Consider the following 19238-nt stretch of genomic DNA (forward strand, 5'->3'; position numbering starts at 1 on the left):
GGCTCCCGCGTTCTGGCTTCTCCTGGCGGAGCGGGACAGCCGAGGAGCTCCCCGGGCGGACCGGGCCGGGCTCAGGCGGCCGGGGCGGCCTCGGCGGGGGAGCCCTGACCGGGGAGGCGGACGTCGTCGACGGTCACGTTGACCTCGACCACCTGCATGCCGAGCATGCGGCTCACCGACCGGGCGACGTTGACCTTGACCTCGGTGGCGACGTCCATCACCACGTGGCCGTACACGATGACGATGGTCACGTCGACCGAGACCTGCTGGTCCTGGATCCTGGCCTGCACGCCCTGGGTCGCCCGCTTGCTCCCCACACCGATGCGGTCGCGTACGGATTCGAAGGCGCGCTCGAAGTCGCCGCCGAGGTCGGCGACGCCGGGGATCTCCAGGGCGGCAAGCGCGGCGACCTTCTCCACCACCTCGTCGGCGACCTTGATCCGGCCCTTGAGGACGTTCGCGGTCGGCGTCTCGGGCCTGGGAGTCTCCACCGGCTCGGGCGGCTCCACGCCGCCCGGCTCGTCCATGCTCCCCTCGGCGTACGCGTCGGGCTGTTCTTCCACGCGCTCCTCGACGGCGGCGGCCTCGCTCATGTGAACGGCTCCTCGGGGGGTGGGGCGTCCGGCAGGTGCATTGTGCCCGATGACCGAGCAGGCCGTCCGGCGTCCGCGGATATCGGTGGGCCGCCGGTCGTGGCCACCCTGCCGGTGACTGCGCAACCCGGCCGGTGAGAGGAGATCCGCGAGGTCATATGCTGCTGCCAGTGCCCAGTACCAAAGGTGACAGTGCACGGGGGCAACGGGAGCGGAGGAGATCGCGGACGTGGATTCAGAGCCGATCGAGCAGGCGGGCGCCGGGATTCCCGACAGCTTCCAGCGTCTGTGGACCCCGCACCGGATGGCCTACATCAAGGGCGAGAACAAGCCCAGCGGATCCGGCGAGGATGACGGCTGCCCGTTCTGTGAGATTCCCAAGCTCTCCGACGAGGACGGGCTGATCGTGGCCCGGGGATCGGCCGTGTTCGCCGTCCTCAACCTCTATCCGTACAACTCCGGGCACCTGATGGTCTGTCCCTACCGGCACGTGTCCGACTACGCGGACCTCGACGGCACCGAGACGGCCGAGCTGGCCGAGTTCACCAAGCGCGCCACGCAGGCGCTGCGCAAGGCGAGCGGGGCGCAGGGCTTCAACGTCGGCATGAACCTGGGCGGCGTGGCGGGCGCGGGCATCGCCGCCCACCTCCACCAGCACGTCGTGCCCCGGTGGGGCGGCGACACCAACTTCATGCCGGTGGTCGGGCGCACCAAGGTGCTGCCGCAACTGCTGCGCGACACCCGCGACCTGCTTGCCGACGCCTGGCCCGCCGCCTCCTGACCGTTCCTCGGCCAAGCGCCGGAAACGGTGTCAGGCCGCGGCGGGGCTCGCGGGCGGGCCGGTCGACCCGGCGGCCGGGACCGGCTCGCCGTGCTGCAGGGCGCGGATGCCCGCGCTGAGGACGAGCGGCACGGCCAGAGCCAGGGCCATGGACAGCACCGCGGCCCCCGAGTCGTTGACGAGCATGCCGACCAGGCCGCTCACGAGCGCGCCGAGCAGGCCCGCCCTGAGCATGGGCGCCCGTTCGAACGCGATCGGCAGGACGCCGGCGCTCGCCGCCCCCGGCCGCAGCAGCGCGAAGACGAGGAACGCGAACGCGGCGAGCACCACCGGCATCAGGTTGGGGCTGAGCAGCGTGGAGAGCATCGCCCCGAGCTTGCGGGAGATCACCGGCAGGAACGTGCCGTCGGCCACCTGCCCCACGAAGCGGCCGAGGTGCGTCTGGCTGGCCGGGGGACGCAGGTAGTCGAGATAGGCGATCGCCATCACCAGCACGCCGCCCGCGGCGCAGAAGGCCCCCAGTTTGACGATGGACACCCGCCTGCCCGCCACGATCAGCGCGGTGACCGCGATGCCCGGGACGAAGGCGATGACGCCGCCGAAGTCGCTGCCGACGCCCGGCCAGCCGTCGAGCAGCATGGCGAAGGCCCCGAGCGCGGCGACCAGGGCCACCGCGACGGCCTTGCGGCCCGCTCTGACCAGCCGGTCGGCGGCGGCCGTGGTGACGAGCAGCACGGCGGTGGCGAGCAACGCGAAGGGGATGTTCCCCAGGCCGTAGTAGCGGGCACCGACCACGCCCGTGTAGCCCATCAGGCTGTTGAGCTGCAGGGGCGTGCCGGTCAGCAGGTCGCCGAGCAGCACGGCCGCGGTCACCGCCGCGATCACGGTCAGCGGCCCGAGCACGCCGCGCCGCCACGGGCCGGCGAGGGCCGCCACGGTCAGCGCCGCGGTGATCGCCGCGATCGCGGCGAAGAGCGTGACCGCGGGCTGCGCCGTACGGGCCCACGGGGTGAGATTGACCAGGTAGGTCGAGACGGGGATCGAGGCGAGTGCCACGGCGGCGGCCCGTACGGCGGGCAGCCCGTCGCGGCGGCGCAGCAGCAGGAACGCGGTGATGTAGAAGAGCACCTGGAGCACGGCGAGCGTGGTAAAGAAGACGCCCGTCGTGTCGCGGATCGTCTGCCCGGCGACGTCGGCGGTGCGCAGGGCCGCCACGCGCTCGTCCAGGTTTCCGCCCGTCGCGTGGGTCTCGACCGGCACGCCGACGACGGCCGGGGGAGCGGCCACCCCGGTCCTGGCCAGGATCGTGGCGGTGAGATCCGGAACGATGATCATGTCGTCGCGGTGGGTGGACCGGGCGCCGAGTGTCCCCGCCGTGCCGCCGCCGGGTGCGTGCAGCATGGCGGCCCTGAGGTGGGGGACCGAGCCGTGGTCGGAGAGCCCGGCGACCAGCACCGTCGCCGATCCGAGCCGCGGCAGGAACGAGCCCAGCTTCGCGTCGGCCGCCCGCGCCGCGGCCCGCCGCGCGTCACCGGACAGGCGCTCGGGCACGTCGCTCAGCCGGTCGCCGGAGATGTAGGGCGCGATGAGGTCGGGGATCTCCACCGCGACCACGTCACCGCGCGACCACTGCGTGACCTCGGCGGGGGAGGGGGCGTAGACGTCCACCCGGCCCTCGCGGTCGGCCAGCGCGAGCGCCGCTCCCGGACCGACGGCCATCGTCGTCCGCCCGGCCGCGTGCAGGGCCTGCCCGAGCGTGCCCGCGTCGCGCTGCTCCCGCACCTCCCACAGCCAGGAGAACTCGGGGACCACCGCCCCCTCGCCCGCGGCCTCGGGCGTGGGGGCCATGCCGCACGCTCCCCCCACCGCCGACCGCACCCCGGCCGAGACCGTGAGCCAGGCGTCGTACGGGCAGGTGTCCTTGCGTACGGCCCGCACCGACAGGGAGCCGAGGGCGGACTCGCCGGCGAGCCGCCAGAGGTTCGGGGTGTCGGCCGGGGTGACGTCGCTCCACATCAGGCCGGGGATTCCGACGAGCACGATCCGTTCACCGGCCGCCGTCTCCGGCCCGGCAGAAAAGGCCCCGAAGGCGGCGGACGCCGCCGCCGCGGGAGCGGAGGCCGCGACCGACACGCCGAACACGATGGCGACGACCGCGCGCTTCACCCACGTGCCACTCACCGGCGACCCCCAGCCCCCGTACGTGATCTTGAAAAAACTCGCGACCACGCTACCGGAGTGGTCGATGTCCGCGCAGCAATCCGCGATGACCCGCCCTGCCGAGGGATGGCGCCCCTGGGCCGGGGTCAGGCCGCCCGGGTCGCGGGGCTCTCGTTGCCGACGCGGTCGACGGCGGTGACGTAGTAGGTGCCGGGGGCGCCGGCGGCGTACGACGGAGCCTGCGAGGCCGGCACGACGGCCACCAGGTTGCGCGCGTCCGCCGTGGCGCAGGAGGCGTCCTTGCCCGTCACCCGGTAGATCCCGTACGCCTGGGCGCCCGGCTGGGCCTGCCACGTCAGCGTCCCGCCGGCGGCCTTGACCCCGCGCGGGGCGGTGGGGGCGGACCCCTCCCTGAGCACCGGCGGCAGCGCCGGGCGGGCGTAGTGGCTCTTCACGATCCGGTCGAGCACGCCCATCGGGTTCTTCACCAGTTGCGCGGCGCTGAAGTAGACGTCGCCCGAGATCTCCGGATACTTGCGGTTCAGCGTGAGGTGGGCCGGCAGCTCGCCCGCCTTCGTCCAGGCCGGGGTGTCGGCGGCCCCCACCCGGTAGAGCGCCTGCCCGATGTAGAGGTCGACGTCGGTGCCCTTCACCGCGTCGGCCCACCACTTGGCGAGCACGGAGTAGTCGGCCGCGGCGAAGCCCCTGGGCCAGTAGAGCTGGGGCATCACGTAGTCGACCGAGCCCGCCTTGATCCACGCCCTGGCGTCCGCGTAGATCGAGTCGTAGGCCGACATGCCCTTGGTGGCCGAGCCCGCCGGGTCCTCGGTCCTGTTGCGCCAGATGCCGAACGGGCTGATCCCGAAGGCGGTGTACGGCTTGGCCGTGTGCACCGCCTGCGAGACCTGGGCGACCAGCTGATTGACGTTGCGCCGCCGCCAGTCGGCCAGGGTCAGGCCCTTGCCGTACTTCTTGTACGCGGCCTGGTCGGCGAACCGCGTGCCCTGGCCGGGGTAGGGGTAGAAGTAGTCGTCGAAGTGGACGCCGTCGACGTCGTAGCGCTTGACGACGTCCGTCACCACCTTGGTCACCCAGTCGCGCACCTGCGGCAGGCCGGGGTTGTAGTAGAGCTTGCCCTCGTGTTTGACGGTCCAGTCGGGATGCAGGCGCGCCGGGTGCCCGGCGGGCAGCCTGGAGGAGGCCGAGTCGGCCGCCCTGTAGGGGTTGAACCACGCGTGGAACTGCAGGCCGCGCTTGTGGGCCTCGTCCACCAGGAACGGCAGCGGGTCCCAGCCCGGGTCCTTGCCCGCGGTGCCGGTGAGCCACTGGGACCACGGCTCCAGAGACGAGCGGTAGATCGCGTCCGAGGCGGGCCGCACCTGGAAGAACACCGCATTCAGGTGACGCTTGACCGCGTTGTCGAGGATATTCACATATTCGGCCTTCTGCCGGTCGGGTGACAGCCCCGGCTTCGACGGCCAGTCGAGATTGTGCACGGTGGCGATCCAGACGCCGCGAAGCTGGCGCTTGGGGTATTTCGCGCTGGTGGCGCAGGTGTCCGCCGCCGTGAGCGTCTCCGCCTCGACCTGCTGCCGCGTCGCCTTCGCCGCCGCCGTACGGCCGGCCTTCTCCGCGCCGACCTTTTCGGCCTGGGCGCCGGGACCGAGCGTGTACGCGGCTCCGACTGCGACGGCGGCGATCACGGTGGTCGCGATCAACGGGCGGATGACCTGTCCCCGCTCGGTCACGTGGCTACCCCTCCGATTTGCCAGTAAGTCCGGCCATAAGTCTTACATCGGCAAAAGAGCGGTTTAGCCAGAAAAACGAAATGAACTTGTGATGCGGATGTGACGCGGGGCACTTCCTGGGGCTGCCCTTACCTCGGGCGAGTGAAACCCGGCCCCGGGCGACGGCACGGATGAGCTGCGAAAACCCCGGCGGCCGGGAGGCGGGCCGCCGGGGTCTCCGATTCGGGCTACTGCTCGCCCGCCGCGGCCACCTTGTCGGCCAGGTGCGCGGGGAGGGGCTCGTACCGCAGGAAGGAACGGCTGAACGTGCCCGCCCCGTGGGACAGCGAGCGCAGGTCGATCGCGTACCGCGTGATCTCGAGCTGCGGCACCTCGGCGCGCACCAGCGTACGGCCGGTGCCGACCGGCTCGGTGCCGAGCACCCTGCCACGGCGGGAGGACAGGTCGGACATCACGGCTCCGACGTACTCGTCCGACACGAGCACCGACACCTCGTCCACCGGTTCGAGCAGGTGCGTCGCCACCTTGGACGCGGCGTCCTTCAGCGCGAGCTGGCCGGCGATCTGGAAGGCCATGTCGGAGGAGTCGACCGAGTGGGCCTTGCCGTCGTAGAGCGTGACGCGCACGTCGACCATCGGATAGCCGGCGACGACCCCGCGTTCCATCTGCGCCCGCACGCCCTTCTCCACGGACGGGATGAACTGCCTCGGCACCACGCCGCCCACGATCTTGTCGACGAACTCGAACCCGCCGCCCGACGGCAGCGGCTCGACCTCGATGTGGCAGATCGCGTACTGCCCGTGGCCGCCGGTCTGCTTGACGTTGCGCCCCATGCCCTGCGCCTTGCCGGCGAAGGTCTCCCGCAGCGGCACGCGCAGGTCGATCTTCTCGACCTCGACCCCGTGCCGCTTGGCCAGGCGGTCGAGCAGGACGTCGGAGTGCGCCTCGCCCATGCACCACAGCACGAGCTGGCGGGTCTCGGCGTTGTTCTCCAGCCGCAGGGTCGGGTCCTCCGCGACCAGGCGGGCCAGGGCCTGGCTGAGCTTGTCCTCGTCGGCCTTCGACTTCGCCCTGATCGCGACCGGCAGCAGCGGTTCCGGCATGGTCCACGCCTCGACCAGCAGCGGGTCGTCCTTGTCCGACAGCGTGTCGCCCGTCTCGGTCCGCGACAGCTTCGCGACCGCGCAGATGTCCCCGGCGACGCACTTGCCCACGGTCCGCTGCGACTTGCCGAGCGGCGACGACAGCGCGCCCACCCGCTCGTCGACGTCGTGGTCCTCGTGCCCCCGTTCCGCCAGGCCGTGGCCGGAGACGTGCACCGTCATGTCCGGCCGCAGCGTGCCCGAGAAGACCCGGACCAGGCTGATCCGCCCGACGTACGGGTCGCTCGTGGTCTTCACGACCTCGGCCACGAGCGGGCCGTCCGGGTCGGCGGTGATCTCCCTGCACGGCTTGCCGTCGATCGAGGTGATCTTCGGCAGCGGGTGCTCCAGGGGCGAGGGGAAGCCCTGGGTGACGATCTCCAGCAGCTCCAGCATGCCGACGCCGGGCGCCGTGGCGAGGACCGGGTAGAAGCCGGCCCGCGCGACCGCCTTCTCCAGGTCGTCGATGAGCACTTTGGTGTCGATCGTCTCGCCGGAGAGGTAGCGGTCCATCAGGGACTCGTCCTCGCTCTCCTGGATGATCCCCTCGATGAGGTCGCCGCGGTACTGCTCGATGAGCGTCAGCTGGTCGGCGTCCGGCTCACGCTCGGTCCTGCGCCCGCCGCCGTAGTCGAACAGCCGCTGCGACAGCAGGCCGAGCAGCCCGGTGCCGTCCACCGGCAGGTAGAGCGGCGCCACCCCGTCGCCGAACGCGTCCTGGCAGGTGGCGAGGACCTCGTCGAAGTTGGCGCGCTGATGGTCGATCTTGGTGATGACCACGGCGCGGGGCATCCCGACGAGCGCGCACTCCTCCCAGAGCATGCGGGTGAGCCCGTCCACCCCCTCGGCCGCCGAGACGACGAACAGCGCCGCGTCGGCCGCGCGCAGCCCGGCCCGCAGGTCGCCGACGAAGTCCGCGTATCCCGGGGTGTCCAGAAAATTGATCTTGATGCCGTTGTGGACGACGGGTGCGACCGACAGGTTGACGGAACGCTGCTGGCGCACCTCCACCTCGTCGAAGTCGCTGACCGTGGTGCCGTCCTCGACCCGGCCGGGACGCTGGATGGTGCCCGTCTCCGCGAGCAGCGCCTCGACCAGCGTGGTCTTCCCGGCCCCGGAATGGCCGACCAGCACGACATTGCGCACCATGTCCGGCCGATCGGCCGCGGGTGCCCTGCCCGCGGCCCCTGTTGTCGCGCCGGTTGATCTTTCGGCCACGTCGCCTCCCGAATCTCTGAGCGGTCGGGATGGGCACGTGGCACGCACCCCGCGCCGGCCGCTCGTGCCGTCGCTGTTCCCGCGCCCGGGGGCCCGCCCTCTCACGACCGTGCGGCGGCTGACACGGCGGGTTCACCTCTGTGACATCTCCGCGCGGTCCTGCGGGCGCGTGCTCTTCACCCTTTACCCATGTGGCGCATATCACAAGACTTTTCGGCGGAATGTGCTTGCGAGATGCGGCGGCGCTGGATGGCCTACGATCGAACGGCGATGTTGAACATCCTGCGCCCCGCCGTCACCCGAGTCATGACCCCGCTGGGACGAGCCCTCGCCCGCCGGGGGATCTCGCCCGACGTGATCACCACGATCGGCACGCTCGGAGTGGTGGCCTCGGCCCTCGCCTTCTACCCGCTCGGGCATCTGTTCGCGGGAACGCTCGTCATCACGTTCTTCGTGCTCGCCGACCTCCTGGACGGCGTGCTGGCCCGGATGACGGGCAAGGGAAGCACGTGGGGCGCGTTCCTGGACTCCACGCTCGACCGTCTCGGCGACGCCTCGATCTTCTCGGGGCTGATCCTCTACTTCGTTCTCAAGGACGAGCCCGAGATCGTCCTCGCGACAGTCGCGCTCTTCTGTCTTGTCGCGGGAGCATTGGTCTCCTACGCCAAGGCCAGGGCCGAGGGCCTCGGCATGACCGCGAACGTCGGCATCGCCGAACGGGGGGAGCGTCTCGTGGTCGTGCTCGTCGCGGCCGGCCTGTCCGGCCTCGGCGTGCCGTACGTCCTGGCGGCCGGGCTCTGGCTGCTCGCCGCCGCCAGCGCCGTCACGGTGGTCCAGCGGATGGTGCACGTCTACAGACAGGCGGTGGTCAGATGAAGGGCACGGCCGGCCCACCCCCCGGGCGGCCACCGAGACCCGGCGCGGCGCCGCTCGCCGACCGGCTGGTCGCGGCGGCGTACACCGTCGGCTGGGCCGTGGTCCGCTACGTGCCGGAACGGCTGGCCGCCTGGTTCTTCCGGGTCCTCGCCGACTGGCTGTGGCGCAGGCGGGGCAAGTCCGTGCGCCGCCTGGAGTCCAACCTGGCCCGCGTCGTCGGCGGCCACCCCGGCGACCAGGCCGTACGCGACCTGAGCCGGGCCGGCATGCGCTCCTACTTCCGGTACTGGATGGAGTCGTTCCGCTTCACGGCCTACACCCGCGAGCGCATCCTCGACGGCACCCGGGCCACCGGGGGCGAGCACATCTTCGACAACCTCGCCCGGGGCAGGGGAGTGGTGGTCGCGCTGCCCCACATGGGCAACTACGACCTCGCCGGGGCCTGGCTGGTCCACATGGGCCACCGCTTCACCACCGTCGCCGAGCGGCTGAAGCCGGAGTCGCTGTTCGAGCGCTTCGTCGCCTACCGCGAGCAGCTCGGCATGGAGGTGCTGCCGCTGACCTCCAGGGACGGGGGCAGCGCCATGGCGTTCGGCACGCTCGCCAAGCGGCTGCGCGAGGGCAGGCCGGTCTGCCTGCCCGCCGAGCGCGACCTGACCGCCTCCGGAGTCGAGGTCGAGTTCTTCGGCGCCAGGACGCGCATGGTCGCAGGACCGGCCGTGCTGGCGATCCAGACCGGAGCCGCGCTGCTGCCCGCCGTGCTGTGGTTCGACGGGGACGGCTGGGGCATCCGGGTGTACGAGGAGATCCCGGTCCCGACCGAGGGGACGCGGGAGGAGAAGGTCGGGGTGATGACCCAGGCCGTGGCGGCGGTGTTCGAGAAGGGCATCGCCGAGCACCCGGAGGACTGGCACATGCTCCAGCGCCTGTGGCTCGACGACCTGGAGCCCCGCACCGGGGCCGGGTCGTGAACGTCGGCATCGTCTGCCCGTACACCTGGGAGGTCCCCGGGGGCGTGCAGGCGCACATCAGGGACCTCGCCGAGGCGCTCATCGACGACGGGCACAAGGTGTCCGTCATCGCCCCCGCGGCCGACGACGCCGAACTGGAGGCGTACGTGACCCCGGCGGGCCGCGCCGTGCCCGTGCCGTACAACGGGTCGGTCGCCCGCCTGGCGTTCGGGTTCCTGTCGGCCAACCGTGTGCGCAAGTGGATCAGGGAGGGCGGATTCGACGTGCTGCACGTGCACGAGCCCGCCGTGCCGTCCCTCGGCGTGCTCGCCTGCTGGGTCGCCCGCGGGCCCATCGTGGCGACGTTCCACGCCTCCTACGAGCGGTCGCGGGCGATGTCGGTGGCCGCGCCGATGCTGCAGAGCGCGCTTGAGAAGATCACGGGCAGGATCGCGGTCTCCGACGCCGCCCGCAAGACGCTCGTGGAGCACCTCGGCGGCGACGCGGTGCTGATCCCGAACGGCGTCACGGTACGCAGGTACGCCGAGGGCGAGCCGCTGCCGGGCTGGGGCCCGGACGGCAACGTGATCGGCTTCCTCGGCCGGATGGACGAGCCGCGCAAGGGCCTGGCCGTGCTGCTGGAGGCGTTCGCCCTGCTGGCCCCCGAGCGGCCCGCGCTGCGGCTGCTCATCGCCGGCCCCGGCGACCCCGACGACGTGCTCGGGCGGGTGCCCAAGCAGTACCGGGACAGGGTCGGGCTGCTCGGCATGGTGAGCGAGGCCGACAAGGTGCGCGCCTACCACTCCGTGGACGTCTTCTGCGCGCCCAACCTCGGCGGGGAGAGCTTCGGCATCGTGCTCACCGAGGCCATGTCGGCCGGGGCGCCGATCCTCGCCAGCGACATCCCCGCCTTCCGGCGCGTGCTGGGCGAGGGGCAGGCGGGGGCGCTGTTCGCCACCGGGGACCCCGCCGCCCTGGCCAGGGAGGCCGCCCGGCTGCTCGACGACCCGGAACGCCGCGCGAAGCTGTCCGACGAGGCCCGCCAGGCCGTGTGGAAGTACGACTGGTCCACGGTCGCGCGGGAGGTCGTGCGCGTCTACGAGACGGTGACCCACTCCAGCACGGGTGTGGTGGAGGACGCGCTGCCGTGACCACGACCCTGATCCTCGTGGCGGCCGTGGTCGTCGTGCTGTTCGCCGTCTACGTCTCGTGGCGGGCCGGGCGGCTCGACCGTCTCCACATCCGCCTGGAGACCGCCCAGGCCGCGCTCGACGCCGCGCTGCTGCGCCGCGCCGCGGTCTGCCTGGAGCTCGCCGGTTCGCGCATCCTCGACCCCGCCACCTCGCTGGTGCTCGCGGCGGCCGCCCACGAGGCCCGTACGGCGGGCCCGGACGAGCGCGAGCACGCCGAGAGCGACCTGTCGAGGACCCTGCGGGCGGTGGTCGACCAGGAGCGGTTCCGGGAGAAGCTGGCCGAGCACCCCGCGGGGGCGGCGCTGCTGGAGGAACTGGACACCGCGGTCGCCAAGGTCGTCTACTCGCGCCGGTTCTACAACAACGCCGCCGCGGTCACCCGTACGGCGCAGCGGCGCTGGCTGGCCCGCACGCTGCGCCTGGCGGGGCACACCGATCCGCCCCGCTTCTTCGACATCGACGACGAACCGCCCGAAGCCCTCGCTACTGGATAGTCACTTTTTGTCGGGCATTTCGGGCGGATCCCGGTAAGCTCATGCCGTTTCATTGCCATGCTGGTCAACGGGTCCGCGTGGGCCAGGTCCGTCGTGCCTGGTGGCGAGGGCTCTCCACCGGGAGGAGCGGGTACGGTGCGGGCAGGGATCGGCTTCACGCTGGCCATGGCGGTCATCCTGACCGGAACCGCGTGTTCGGGCGACGACAAGCCCGCCGCCCAGTCCCAGGAGGCGAGCCCGCTGGCGTCCCCGTCGCCGACGCCGCCTCCCGAGCACCCGTTCACCGGCCGCCCCGTCGCCGCCCGCAAGCCGGTCCTCGCCGTGAAGATCGAGAACACCCACGCGGGCAAGCCGCAGATGGGCCTGCGCAGCGCCGACATCGTCTTCGTCGAGCAGGTCGAGGGCGGGCTCACCCGGCTCATGGCGATCTTCTCCTCGAAGCTGCCCGCCCAGGTGGGGCCGGTCCGCAGTGCCCGCATCTCCGACCTGCACATCCTCCCGATGTTCGGCAAGCCCGCCCTGGCCTACTCCGGCGTGCAGACGAAGATGATCCCCTACGTCCAGAAGGCCTCGCTGTTCGACGTGTCCGACAGCCGGGTCCCCGGCGCGTACACCCGTGCGCAGGGCCGGGTCGCGCCGTACAACCTGATCGGCAGCCCCAGGAAGCTGCTCGCCAAGGCGCCGCAGGCGAGCAAGGCCGACGACATCGGCTTCGTCTTCTCCGACGAACCGCCGGCCGGGGGCACGCCGCAGAAGAGCGTCTCCGTCCGCTACCCGGCGGCCCGCTTCACGTTCGCCTGGTCGGCGGCGCAGAAGCGCTGGCTGGTGACGCAGGACGGCGAGAAGGACATGGCGGCCGAGGGCGGCCAGCAGGGGGCCCCGACGATCGTCATCCAGTGGGTGAAGACCGACCGCTCGGAGTTCCACGACTTCACCGGCAGCTACACCCCGCTCGTGCACACCGTGGGCAAGGGCACCGGCGTCGTGCTCAGGGACGGCCAGGCCTACCGGGTGAAGTGGTCGCGCGCCTCGGAGAAGGAGGGCACCACCTACACCATGGCCGACGGCACGCCCATGCCGTTCGCCCGCGGACAGGTCTGGGTCGTGCTCGCCTCGCGCAAACCCGTCGCGCCGTGATGGACAAAAGGCCTGATCGACTCTGACATATGGGTGCGTCGGGGGCGGGACGGGCCAGCACCTACCATGGAGGGGAATCCGTAGGCCCGCCGTCGTGAGGTAGCACCGTGTCCAGCAGCACCCCCGAAGTCAACGAGACCACCGCCGTCGGCACCGCCCGCGTGAAGCGCGGCATGGCCGAGATGCTCAAGGGCGGTGTCATCATGGACGTCGTCACCCCGGAGCAGGCCAAGATCGCCGAGGACGCCGGAGCCGTCGCCGTCATGGCGCTGGAGCGCGTCCCCGCCGACATCCGCGCCCAGGGCGGGGTTTCCCGGATGAGCGACCCCGACATGATCGAGGGCATCATCAACGCCGTCTCCATCCCGGTGATGGCCAAGGCCAGGATCGGCCACTTCGTCGAGGCACAGGTGCTCCAGGCGCTCGGCGTCGACTACATCGACGAGTCCGAGGTCCTCACCCCGGCCGACTACGCCAACCACATCGACAAGTGGCAGTTCACCGTCCCCTTCGTGTGCGGGGCCACCAACCTCGGCGAGGCGCTGCGCCGCATCACCGAGGGCGCCGCGATGATCCGCTCCAAGGGTGAGGCCGGGACCGGCGACGTCTCCAACGCCACCACCCACATGCGCAAGATCCGGGGCGAGATCAAGCGCCTCACCTCGCTGCCCGAGGACGAGCTGTACGTCGCCGCCAAGGAACTGCAGGCGCCGTACGAGCTGGTGGCCGAGGTCGCCAAGACCGGCAAGCTGCCGGTGGTGCTGTTCACCGCGGGCGGCATCGCCACCCCGGCCGACGCCGCGATGATGATGCAGCTCGGCGCCGAGGGCGTTTTCGTCGGCTCGGGCATCTTCAAGTCCGGCGACCCGGCCAAGCGCGCCGCCGCCATCGTCAAGGCCACCACGTTCTACGACGACCCCGACGTGATCGCCAAGGTCTCGCGCGGCCTGGGCGAGGCGATGGTCGGCATCAACGTCGACGACATCCCCGTGCCGCACCGCCTCGCCGAGCGCGGCTGGTAGGCACGGCTCCGGGAACATCCGAAAGGCCACCGGCGACGGCGTGCCGGAAGCGAGGCGAGACGCTCGGCTGGGAAATCCAGCCGAGCGTCTTTGCGTGCACGCCTCCCACGCCCGCGCCCCGAGGCGGCGGGCGAGCCGGCCTCCCGCGGCCTGCTTCGTCTGTACTGTCCCGGACCGGCCACCGCTAGGGTGACCTGCTATGACGACCGACGACACCGGGCGGCTCGCCGAGAACCTCTCGCGCGAACTGCGCCACATCGTGATGCTGCTGCGCCGTACGACGGCCGGGCAGCCGGTCACCGCCCAGCAGTACTCCGTGCTCGGTTCCCTTGAGGACGGCGCGCGCCGGATGACCGAGCTGGCCGAGGAGCACGGCGTGCAGCTTCCGACGATGAGCGTGCAGGTCAACCGCCTGGAGGAGGCCGGTCTCGTCGCGCGGGGCACCGACGCCTCCGACGCGCGGGTGCGCACCGTCGAGCTGACCGGCGAGGGCCGCGACCGTCTCCGGGCCGTACGGCAGGCCAGGATCGCCTACCTGTCCGGCCGGCTGGACGCGCTGACCGCCGAGGAACGCTCGGCCATCGCCCGTGCCCTCCCCGCCCTGGCCAAGCTGGGCCGCTCCTGATTTATCGTTTTGGGCGCGCAAGACCGCGGCCATACCCTGAACAGGGTCACCACAGGAAGGGAAACCGTGACGTCCGCACCCAAGATCGGCGTGCTCGCCCTGCAGGGCGACGTGCGCGAGCACATCCGCGCCCTGGAGGAGTCGGGCGCGACCGCCACGCCGGTGCGCAGGCAGGAGGAGCTCGCCGCGGTGGACGCGCTGGTCGTCCCGGGCGGGGAGTCGACCACCATGTGGAAGCTCGCCACCACCTTCGAGCTGCTCGAACCGCTGCGGCTGCGGATCAAGGAGGGCATGCCCGCCTACGGCTCGTGCGCCGGGATGATCATGCTGGCCGACCGTATCGAGGGCGGCATCGAGGGCCAGGAGACGCTGGGCGGCATCGACATGGTGGTCCGGCGCAACGCCTTCGGCCGCCAGGTCGACTCGTTCGAGGCCGATCTCGACTTCGCCGGGCGCGGGACGATCAGGGCCGTCTTCATCCGCGCGCCCTGGGTCGAGTCCGTGGGGCCCGACGTGGAGGTGCTGGGCCGCACCGAAGCTGGGGATAGGATCGTCGCGGTCCGACAGGGACCGTTGCTCGCGACGTCCTTCCATCCGGAGCTGACCGGCGACGCGCGGGTGCACTCGTATTTTGTCGAAATGGTGAGGGAGCTCTAGGCGATGTCCGGCCACTCCAAATGGGCGACGACGAAGCACAAGAAGGCGGCGCTGGACTCCAAGCGCGGCAAGCTTTTCGCCAAGCTCATCAAGAACATCGAGGTCGCGGCCAGGACCGGCGGGCCCGACCCGGACGGTAACCCCACGCTGTTCGACGCCATCACCAAGGCCAGGAAGAACTCGGTCCCGATCGACAACATCGAGCGGGCCCGCAAGCGCGGCGGCGGCCTCGAGGCCGGCGGCGCCGACTGGCAGACGATCATGTACGAGGGCTACGCCCCCGGCGGCGTCGCGGTCCTCATCGAGTGCCTCACCGACAACCGCAACCGCGCGGCGTCCGAGGTGCGCGTGGCGCTGACCCGCAACGGCGGCTCGCTCGCCGACCCCGGCTCGGTGTCGTACATGTTCAACCGCAAGGGCGTCGTGATCGTCCCCAAGGGGTCGCTGACCGAGGACGACGTGCTCATGGCCGTCCTCGACGCGGGGGCCGAGGAGGTCAATGACCTCGGCGAGAACTTCGAGGTGGTCTGCGAGGCCTCCGACCTGATCCCCGTGCGCAAGGCGCTGCAGGACGCGGGCATCGACTACGAGTCGGCCGAGATGAGCTTCGTCCCCACGCTCAACGTCCCCCTCGACGAGGAGGGCGCCCGCAAGGTCTTCAAGCTCATCGACGCGCTCGAGGACAGCGACGACGTGCAGAACGTCTGGGCGAACTTCGACGTGAGCGACGAGGTCATGGAGAAGGTCGAGGCCTGACACCGGAGCCGGACAGAGGGGCGGAAAACCGGTGGCAGAGGCCGCCGGTGCCCGCATAGTTTGGCCGGTTGTGGAAATCCGTCATCTCACGAGCGACGACCTGGACGCCGCCCTCGACAACCGCAGGCGCGCCTTCGGCCCCTTGTCCGGCGGCGCCGCCGAGACCTGGCGCAAGCTCGTCTCCCCGATGCTGCCGGAAGGCCGTTACCTGGGCGCCTTCGACGGCTCCCGTCTCCTCGGCACCGCCAGGGTCAACCCGTACGTCCAGTGGTGGCACGGCCGCCCGCAGTCCATGGGCGGCGTGGCGAGCGTGACGGTGGCGCCGGAGGACCGCGGCAGGGGAGTCGGCCGGGCGCTCATGGACGCGGCGATCGAGCGCTGCGCGGAGCTCGGCCACGCGGTCTCCGCGCTCTACCCGGCCACCACGCCGCTGTACCGGAGCGCGGGGTACGAGCACGCCGGCGTGCTCCAGCGGGTCACCCTGCCCTCCGAGGCGCTGCGCACGCTGGGTGGCCCCGGCGGCGCGGCCGGCGCGGTCAAGCTGCGCCGGATGGGTCCCGCCGACGCGGCCGAGCTCGTGGCGCTGATCGGCAGGGTGCACGCCGCCACGCGCGCGAGCGGGCCGCTGTGCTTCGACGAGCGGACCTGGCGGCTGTGGCTGGAGGACGACGACGACTTCTGCTATCTGGCCGAGGACGGGTTCGTCGTCTACCGGTGGAGCGACGGGAACATCGAGGTCGACAACCTGCTGGCGGGGTCGGAGGCGACGGCCAGGGCCCTGTGGTCGATGGTCGGTAGCGCCTCGTCCGTCGCGAAGTCGGTGACCGCCTGCGTCGACCCGGCCGACCCGGTGCTCTGGATGCTGCGGGAGCGGTCGAAGGACGAGGTCACCCAGACCCGGTGGATGTTCCGGCTGATCGACCTGCCCGCCGCGGTCGAGGGGCGGGGCTTCCCCGCCGGGGTCCGCGTCGAGACCCCCGTCGAGGTGACCGACTCCCGGCGCCCGGGCAACACGGGCGCGTGGCTGCTGCGGGTGGACGGCGGCTCCGGCTCCGTGACGCGGCGGGACGCGGCGAGTGGCGAGGGGGCACACGGGGACGCGACGCGGCTCACGATCGGCGGGATGTCCGCGCTGTTCGCCGGGGTGCCCACGGCCACGCTCCGCCGCGCCGGCCTGCTGACCGGCGGCTCTCCCGACGCCGACGACGCGCTGGACGCCGCGTTCGGCTGCAGCGCGTACATGATCGACTACTTCTGACGCACCCGCTCGGCTGCTGATCGCGATAGAGTGACCGACCGAACAGATGTTCGGCGCAGTGGCGGCCGCGCGGTGGCCGCGCCGCCGGGATCAGGGAGGCGTGCCGGTGCGGTTGCCCCAACTGCGGGTGATGGGCGTGGACCCGGGACTGACGCGGTGCGGTCTCGGCGCCGTGGAGGGCCGTCCGGGCGCGCCGCTGAGCCTGCTGTCGGTCGGGGTGGTCCGCACCCCGGCCGACGACGACATCGGGTCCCGGCTGGTCGTCATCGAGGCGGAGATCGAGCGCTGGCTCGACGAGATCAGGCCCGACGCGGTCGCCGTCGAGCGGGTCTTCGCCCAGCACAACGTCCGTACGGTCATGGGGACGGCCCAGGCGTCGGCCGTCGCGATCGTCTGCGCCGCCCGGCGGGGGCTGCCGGTCGCGCTGCACACGCCGAGCGAGGTCAAGGCCGCCATCACGGGCAACGGCAACGCCGACAAGAAGCAGGTCGGCACGATGGTCACCCGGCTGCTGCGGCTCGACGCCATGCCCAAACCCGCGGACGCGGCCGACGCGCTCGCCCTGGCCATCTGCCACGTCTGGCGCGGCGGCGTGCAGCACCGCCTGGCCGACGCCCTGGCCCGGGCCCGTTCCGGGGGTACGGGCCCCGCTGGCTCTGGTAGGACTGGGAGGCCCGGCGAAGTCGCGGCCGGGCGTCCGGACCGGGGAGGGAACACGCGGTGATCGCATCCGTTGCGGGGCAGGTGGCGGCGATCGGGGCCGACAGCGCCGTGGTCGAGGTGGGCGGCGTCGGAATGCTCGTCCACTGCACCCCGGGCACCCTGGCCGGGCTGCGCGTCGGCGAACCCGCCCGGCTGTCCACCTCGCTCGTCGTCCGCGAGGACTCGCTCACGCTGTACGGCTTCGCCTCCGACGACGAGCGCACGGTCTTCGAACTGCTCCAGACGGCCAGCGGGGTCGGGCCGCGCCTGGCCCTGGCCATGCTCGCGGTCCACGCGCCCAACGCGCTGCGGGTCGCGGTGGCGAGCGCCGACATCAAGGCCCTGACGATGGTGCCCGGCATCGGCCAGAAGGGCGCGCAGCGCATCGTGCTCGAACTCAAGGACAAGCTCGGCACCCCGGCGGCGGCCGTCGACGCCGCGCTGAACGGTGCGGCGGCGGCGCCCGTCTGGCGCGACCAGGTCCACTCGGGACTGGTCGGGCTCGGCTACTCGTCCAGGGACGCCGACGAGGCGGTCGCGGCGGTCACCGCGGAGGCCGAGGCGGAGATCGCGGCCGGCCGCAGCCCCCAGGTGGCCGCGCTGCTCAAGTCCGCCCTGCGGGCGCTGAGCGTGCGGTGACCTCGTGAGCCGTGTGGTGTGTGGCGGGCTGATGGTTCGATGAAATTTTCACCGGGAAGCGGACGGGTCCCGGCAGGCCGAGCGGATGGTGTCGAGTGAGCGTCGAGCGGGATCTCGTGTCGCCGGAACCCGAGGGCGACGAGCGGGCGATCGAGGCCGCGCTGCGTCCCCGGCGCCTGGACGAGTTCATCGGCCAGGGCCGGGTGCGCGAGCAGCTGTCGCTGGTGCTGGAGAGCGCCCTGCGCCGCAACCGCCCGCCCGACCACGTCCTGATGAGCGGCGGCCCCGGGCTCGGCAAGACGACGCTCGCGATGATCATCGCCTCCGAGCTGGGCGCGCCGCTGCGGATGACCTCGGGCCCGGCGCTGGAGCGCGCGGGCGACCTCGCCGCGATCCTGTCCACGCTGACCGAGGGCGAGGTCCTGTTCATCGACGAGATCCACCGCATGGCCCGCCCGGCGGAGGAGATGCTCTACCTCGCCATGGAGGACTTCCGGGTGGACATCGTCGTCGGCAAGGGCCCGGGCGCCACCTCGATCCCCCTCGACATCGCCCCGTTCACGCTGGTCGGGGCCACCACCCGGGCGGGGCTGCTGCCCGCGCCGCTGCGCGACAGGTTCGGCTTCACCGCCCACATGGACTTCTACGAGGTCGCCGAGCTCGAGCAGGTGCTGCGGCGCTCCGCGCGGCTGCTGTCGGTGGAACTGCCGGACGAGGGCGCCCACGAGATCGCCCGCCGCTCGCGCGGCACGCCCCGCATCGCCAACCGCCTGCTCCGGCGGGTGCGCGACTTCGCAGAGGTCCGCGCGGAGGGCGTGATCACCCGTGAGATCGCGGCGGCGGCGCTCAACCTGTACGAGGTCGACGCCGAGGGGCTGGACCGGCTCGACCGGGCCGTGCTCGACGCGCTGCTGCGCAAGTTCGGCGGCGGCCCGGTGGGCCTGTCGACGCTCGCCGTGGCCGTGGGGGAGGAGCCGGAGACCGTCGAGGTCGTGGCCGAGCCCTTCCTGGTGCGGCAGGGCCTGCTGGCCCGCACCCCAAGGGGCCGCGTCGCCACCGCCGCCGCCTGGGCGCATCTCGGCCTGACTCCGCCTCCTGACGCGGTCGGCTCGGTGGCGGTGCCGACGCTCTTCGACGAGTCCTGAACGCCGGCGCGGCGGCTGGAAGCGGAAACTGGGGCAAAGAGGTAACAGACCGATTGCGAAGCCCATGAAACGGGAACTTTCCTGCCCGCCGAGCCGTGGGTTCGTTGCCGGGCTTCTGCGTGCTCGCATACACTGCGTGGCT

The 19238-nt window shown here is 72.0% G+C and carries 18 protein-coding genes; 14 read left to right on the forward strand and 4 right to left on the reverse strand.

The features are described 5' to 3' along the window. Positions 1 to 71 precede the first annotated feature (71 nt). Positions 72 to 593 carry an Asp23/Gls24 family envelope stress response protein gene (locus Msi02_RS18900; protein ID WP_204049583.1) on the reverse strand — a complete coding sequence of 174 codons (522 nt, stop codon included), beginning with the start codon at positions 591 to 593 and terminating at the stop codon, positions 72 to 74. A 229-nt stretch (positions 594 to 822) separates the two neighbouring features. Between Msi02_RS18900 and Msi02_RS18905 the strand changes: the two genes are divergently transcribed. Beyond that, positions 823 to 1374 (forward strand): HIT family protein, encoded by a 552-nt coding sequence (locus Msi02_RS18905; protein WP_218671266.1) that lies wholly within the window; start codon positions 823 to 825, stop codon positions 1372 to 1374. Positions 1375 to 1404: 30 nt separating this feature from the next. Here Msi02_RS18905 and Msi02_RS18910 read toward each other — a convergent pair whose 3' ends face one another. The 3 genes from Msi02_RS18910 to Msi02_RS18920 form a co-directional block, all read right to left on the reverse strand. Continuing rightward, positions 1405 to 3555: a hypothetical protein gene (locus Msi02_RS18910; protein ID WP_204049584.1), complete on the reverse strand. Its 2151-nt coding sequence runs from the start codon at positions 3553 to 3555 to the stop codon at positions 1405 to 1407. Positions 3556 to 3680: 125 nt separating this feature from the next. Continuing rightward, positions 3681 to 5282, reverse strand: a complete 1602-nt coding sequence (locus tag Msi02_RS18915; protein ID WP_239108513.1) for a glycoside hydrolase family 10-like protein — start codon at positions 5280 to 5282, stop codon at positions 3681 to 3683. A 227-nt stretch (positions 5283 to 5509) separates the two neighbouring features. Continuing rightward, a complete protein-coding gene (locus tag Msi02_RS18920; RefSeq protein WP_079316508.1) occupies positions 5510 to 7642 on the reverse strand; it encodes an elongation factor G-like protein EF-G2 in 2133 nt (710 codons plus the stop codon). Between the two features lie 270 nt (positions 7643 to 7912). Here Msi02_RS18920 and pgsA point away from each other — a divergent pair, with 270 nt between their 5' ends. The 13 genes from pgsA (at position 7913) to ruvB (ending at position 19096) form a co-directional block, all read left to right on the forward strand. Beyond that, on the forward strand, positions 7913 to 8518 hold the full coding sequence (gene pgsA / locus Msi02_RS18925; protein WP_204049585.1) for a phosphatidylinositol phosphate synthase: 606 nt from the start codon (positions 7913 to 7915) through the stop codon (positions 8516 to 8518). Next, positions 8515 to 9489: a phosphatidylinositol mannoside acyltransferase gene (locus Msi02_RS18930; RefSeq protein ID WP_079316509.1), complete on the forward strand. Its 975-nt coding sequence runs from the start codon at positions 8515 to 8517 to the stop codon at positions 9487 to 9489. The genes pgsA and Msi02_RS18930 overlap by 4 nt, the downstream gene beginning before the upstream one ends. Then, positions 9486 to 10619: a glycosyltransferase family 4 protein gene (locus tag Msi02_RS18935; RefSeq protein WP_079316510.1), complete on the forward strand. Its 1134-nt coding sequence runs from the start codon at positions 9486 to 9488 to the stop codon at positions 10617 to 10619. Before Msi02_RS18930 ends, Msi02_RS18935 begins: the two co-directional genes overlap by 4 nt. After that, positions 10616 to 11155, forward strand: a complete 540-nt coding sequence (locus tag Msi02_RS18940) for a hypothetical protein (RefSeq protein ID WP_079316511.1) — start codon at positions 10616 to 10618, stop codon at positions 11153 to 11155. Before Msi02_RS18935 ends, Msi02_RS18940 begins: the two co-directional genes overlap by 4 nt. Positions 11156 to 11290: 135 nt before the next feature. Then, positions 11291 to 12292, forward strand: a complete 1002-nt coding sequence (locus tag Msi02_RS18945; protein ID WP_079316512.1) for a DUF3048 domain-containing protein — start codon at positions 11291 to 11293, stop codon at positions 12290 to 12292. A gap of 107 nt (positions 12293 to 12399) precedes the next feature. Beyond that, positions 12400 to 13314, forward strand: a complete 915-nt coding sequence (gene pdxS / locus Msi02_RS18950) for a pyridoxal 5'-phosphate synthase lyase subunit PdxS (protein ID WP_079316513.1) — start codon at positions 12400 to 12402, stop codon at positions 13312 to 13314. A 199-nt stretch (positions 13315 to 13513) separates the two neighbouring features. After that, on the forward strand, positions 13514 to 13939 hold the full coding sequence (locus Msi02_RS18955; protein WP_079316514.1) for a MarR family winged helix-turn-helix transcriptional regulator: 426 nt from the start codon (positions 13514 to 13516) through the stop codon (positions 13937 to 13939). Between the two features lie 66 nt (positions 13940 to 14005). Next, the gene (pdxT, locus tag Msi02_RS18960) at positions 14006 to 14596 is read left to right on the forward strand and encodes a pyridoxal 5'-phosphate synthase glutaminase subunit PdxT (protein ID WP_079316515.1); all 591 of its coding nucleotides are present in this window, start codon (positions 14006 to 14008) and stop codon (positions 14594 to 14596) included. 3 nt (positions 14597 to 14599) lie between these two features. Beyond that, the gene (locus tag Msi02_RS18965; RefSeq protein ID WP_079316516.1) at positions 14600 to 15352 is read left to right on the forward strand and encodes a YebC/PmpR family DNA-binding transcriptional regulator; all 753 of its coding nucleotides are present in this window, start codon (positions 14600 to 14602) and stop codon (positions 15350 to 15352) included. A 70-nt stretch (positions 15353 to 15422) separates the two neighbouring features. After that, complete coding sequence (locus tag Msi02_RS18970; protein WP_204049587.1) at positions 15423 to 16610, forward strand: GNAT family N-acetyltransferase; 1188 nt, start codon at positions 15423 to 15425, stop codon at positions 16608 to 16610. 121 nt (positions 16611 to 16731) lie between these two features. Beyond that, on the forward strand, positions 16732 to 17334 hold the full coding sequence (ruvC, locus tag Msi02_RS18975) for a crossover junction endodeoxyribonuclease RuvC (RefSeq protein WP_204049627.1): 603 nt from the start codon (positions 16732 to 16734) through the stop codon (positions 17332 to 17334). Continuing rightward, positions 17331 to 17951: a Holliday junction branch migration protein RuvA gene (ruvA, locus tag Msi02_RS18980; RefSeq protein ID WP_079316517.1), complete on the forward strand. Its 621-nt coding sequence runs from the start codon at positions 17331 to 17333 to the stop codon at positions 17949 to 17951. Before ruvC ends, ruvA begins: the two co-directional genes overlap by 4 nt. Before the next feature lie 95 nt (positions 17952 to 18046). Continuing rightward, complete coding sequence (ruvB, locus tag Msi02_RS18985) at positions 18047 to 19096, forward strand: Holliday junction branch migration DNA helicase RuvB (protein WP_204049588.1); 1050 nt, start codon at positions 18047 to 18049, stop codon at positions 19094 to 19096. Positions 19097 to 19238: the final 142 nt, after the last annotated feature.

The sequence above is a fragment of the Microbispora siamensis genome (genome assembly GCF_016863095.1).
Classification (GTDB): Bacteria; Actinomycetota; Actinomycetes; order Streptosporangiales; family Streptosporangiaceae; genus Microbispora; species Microbispora siamensis.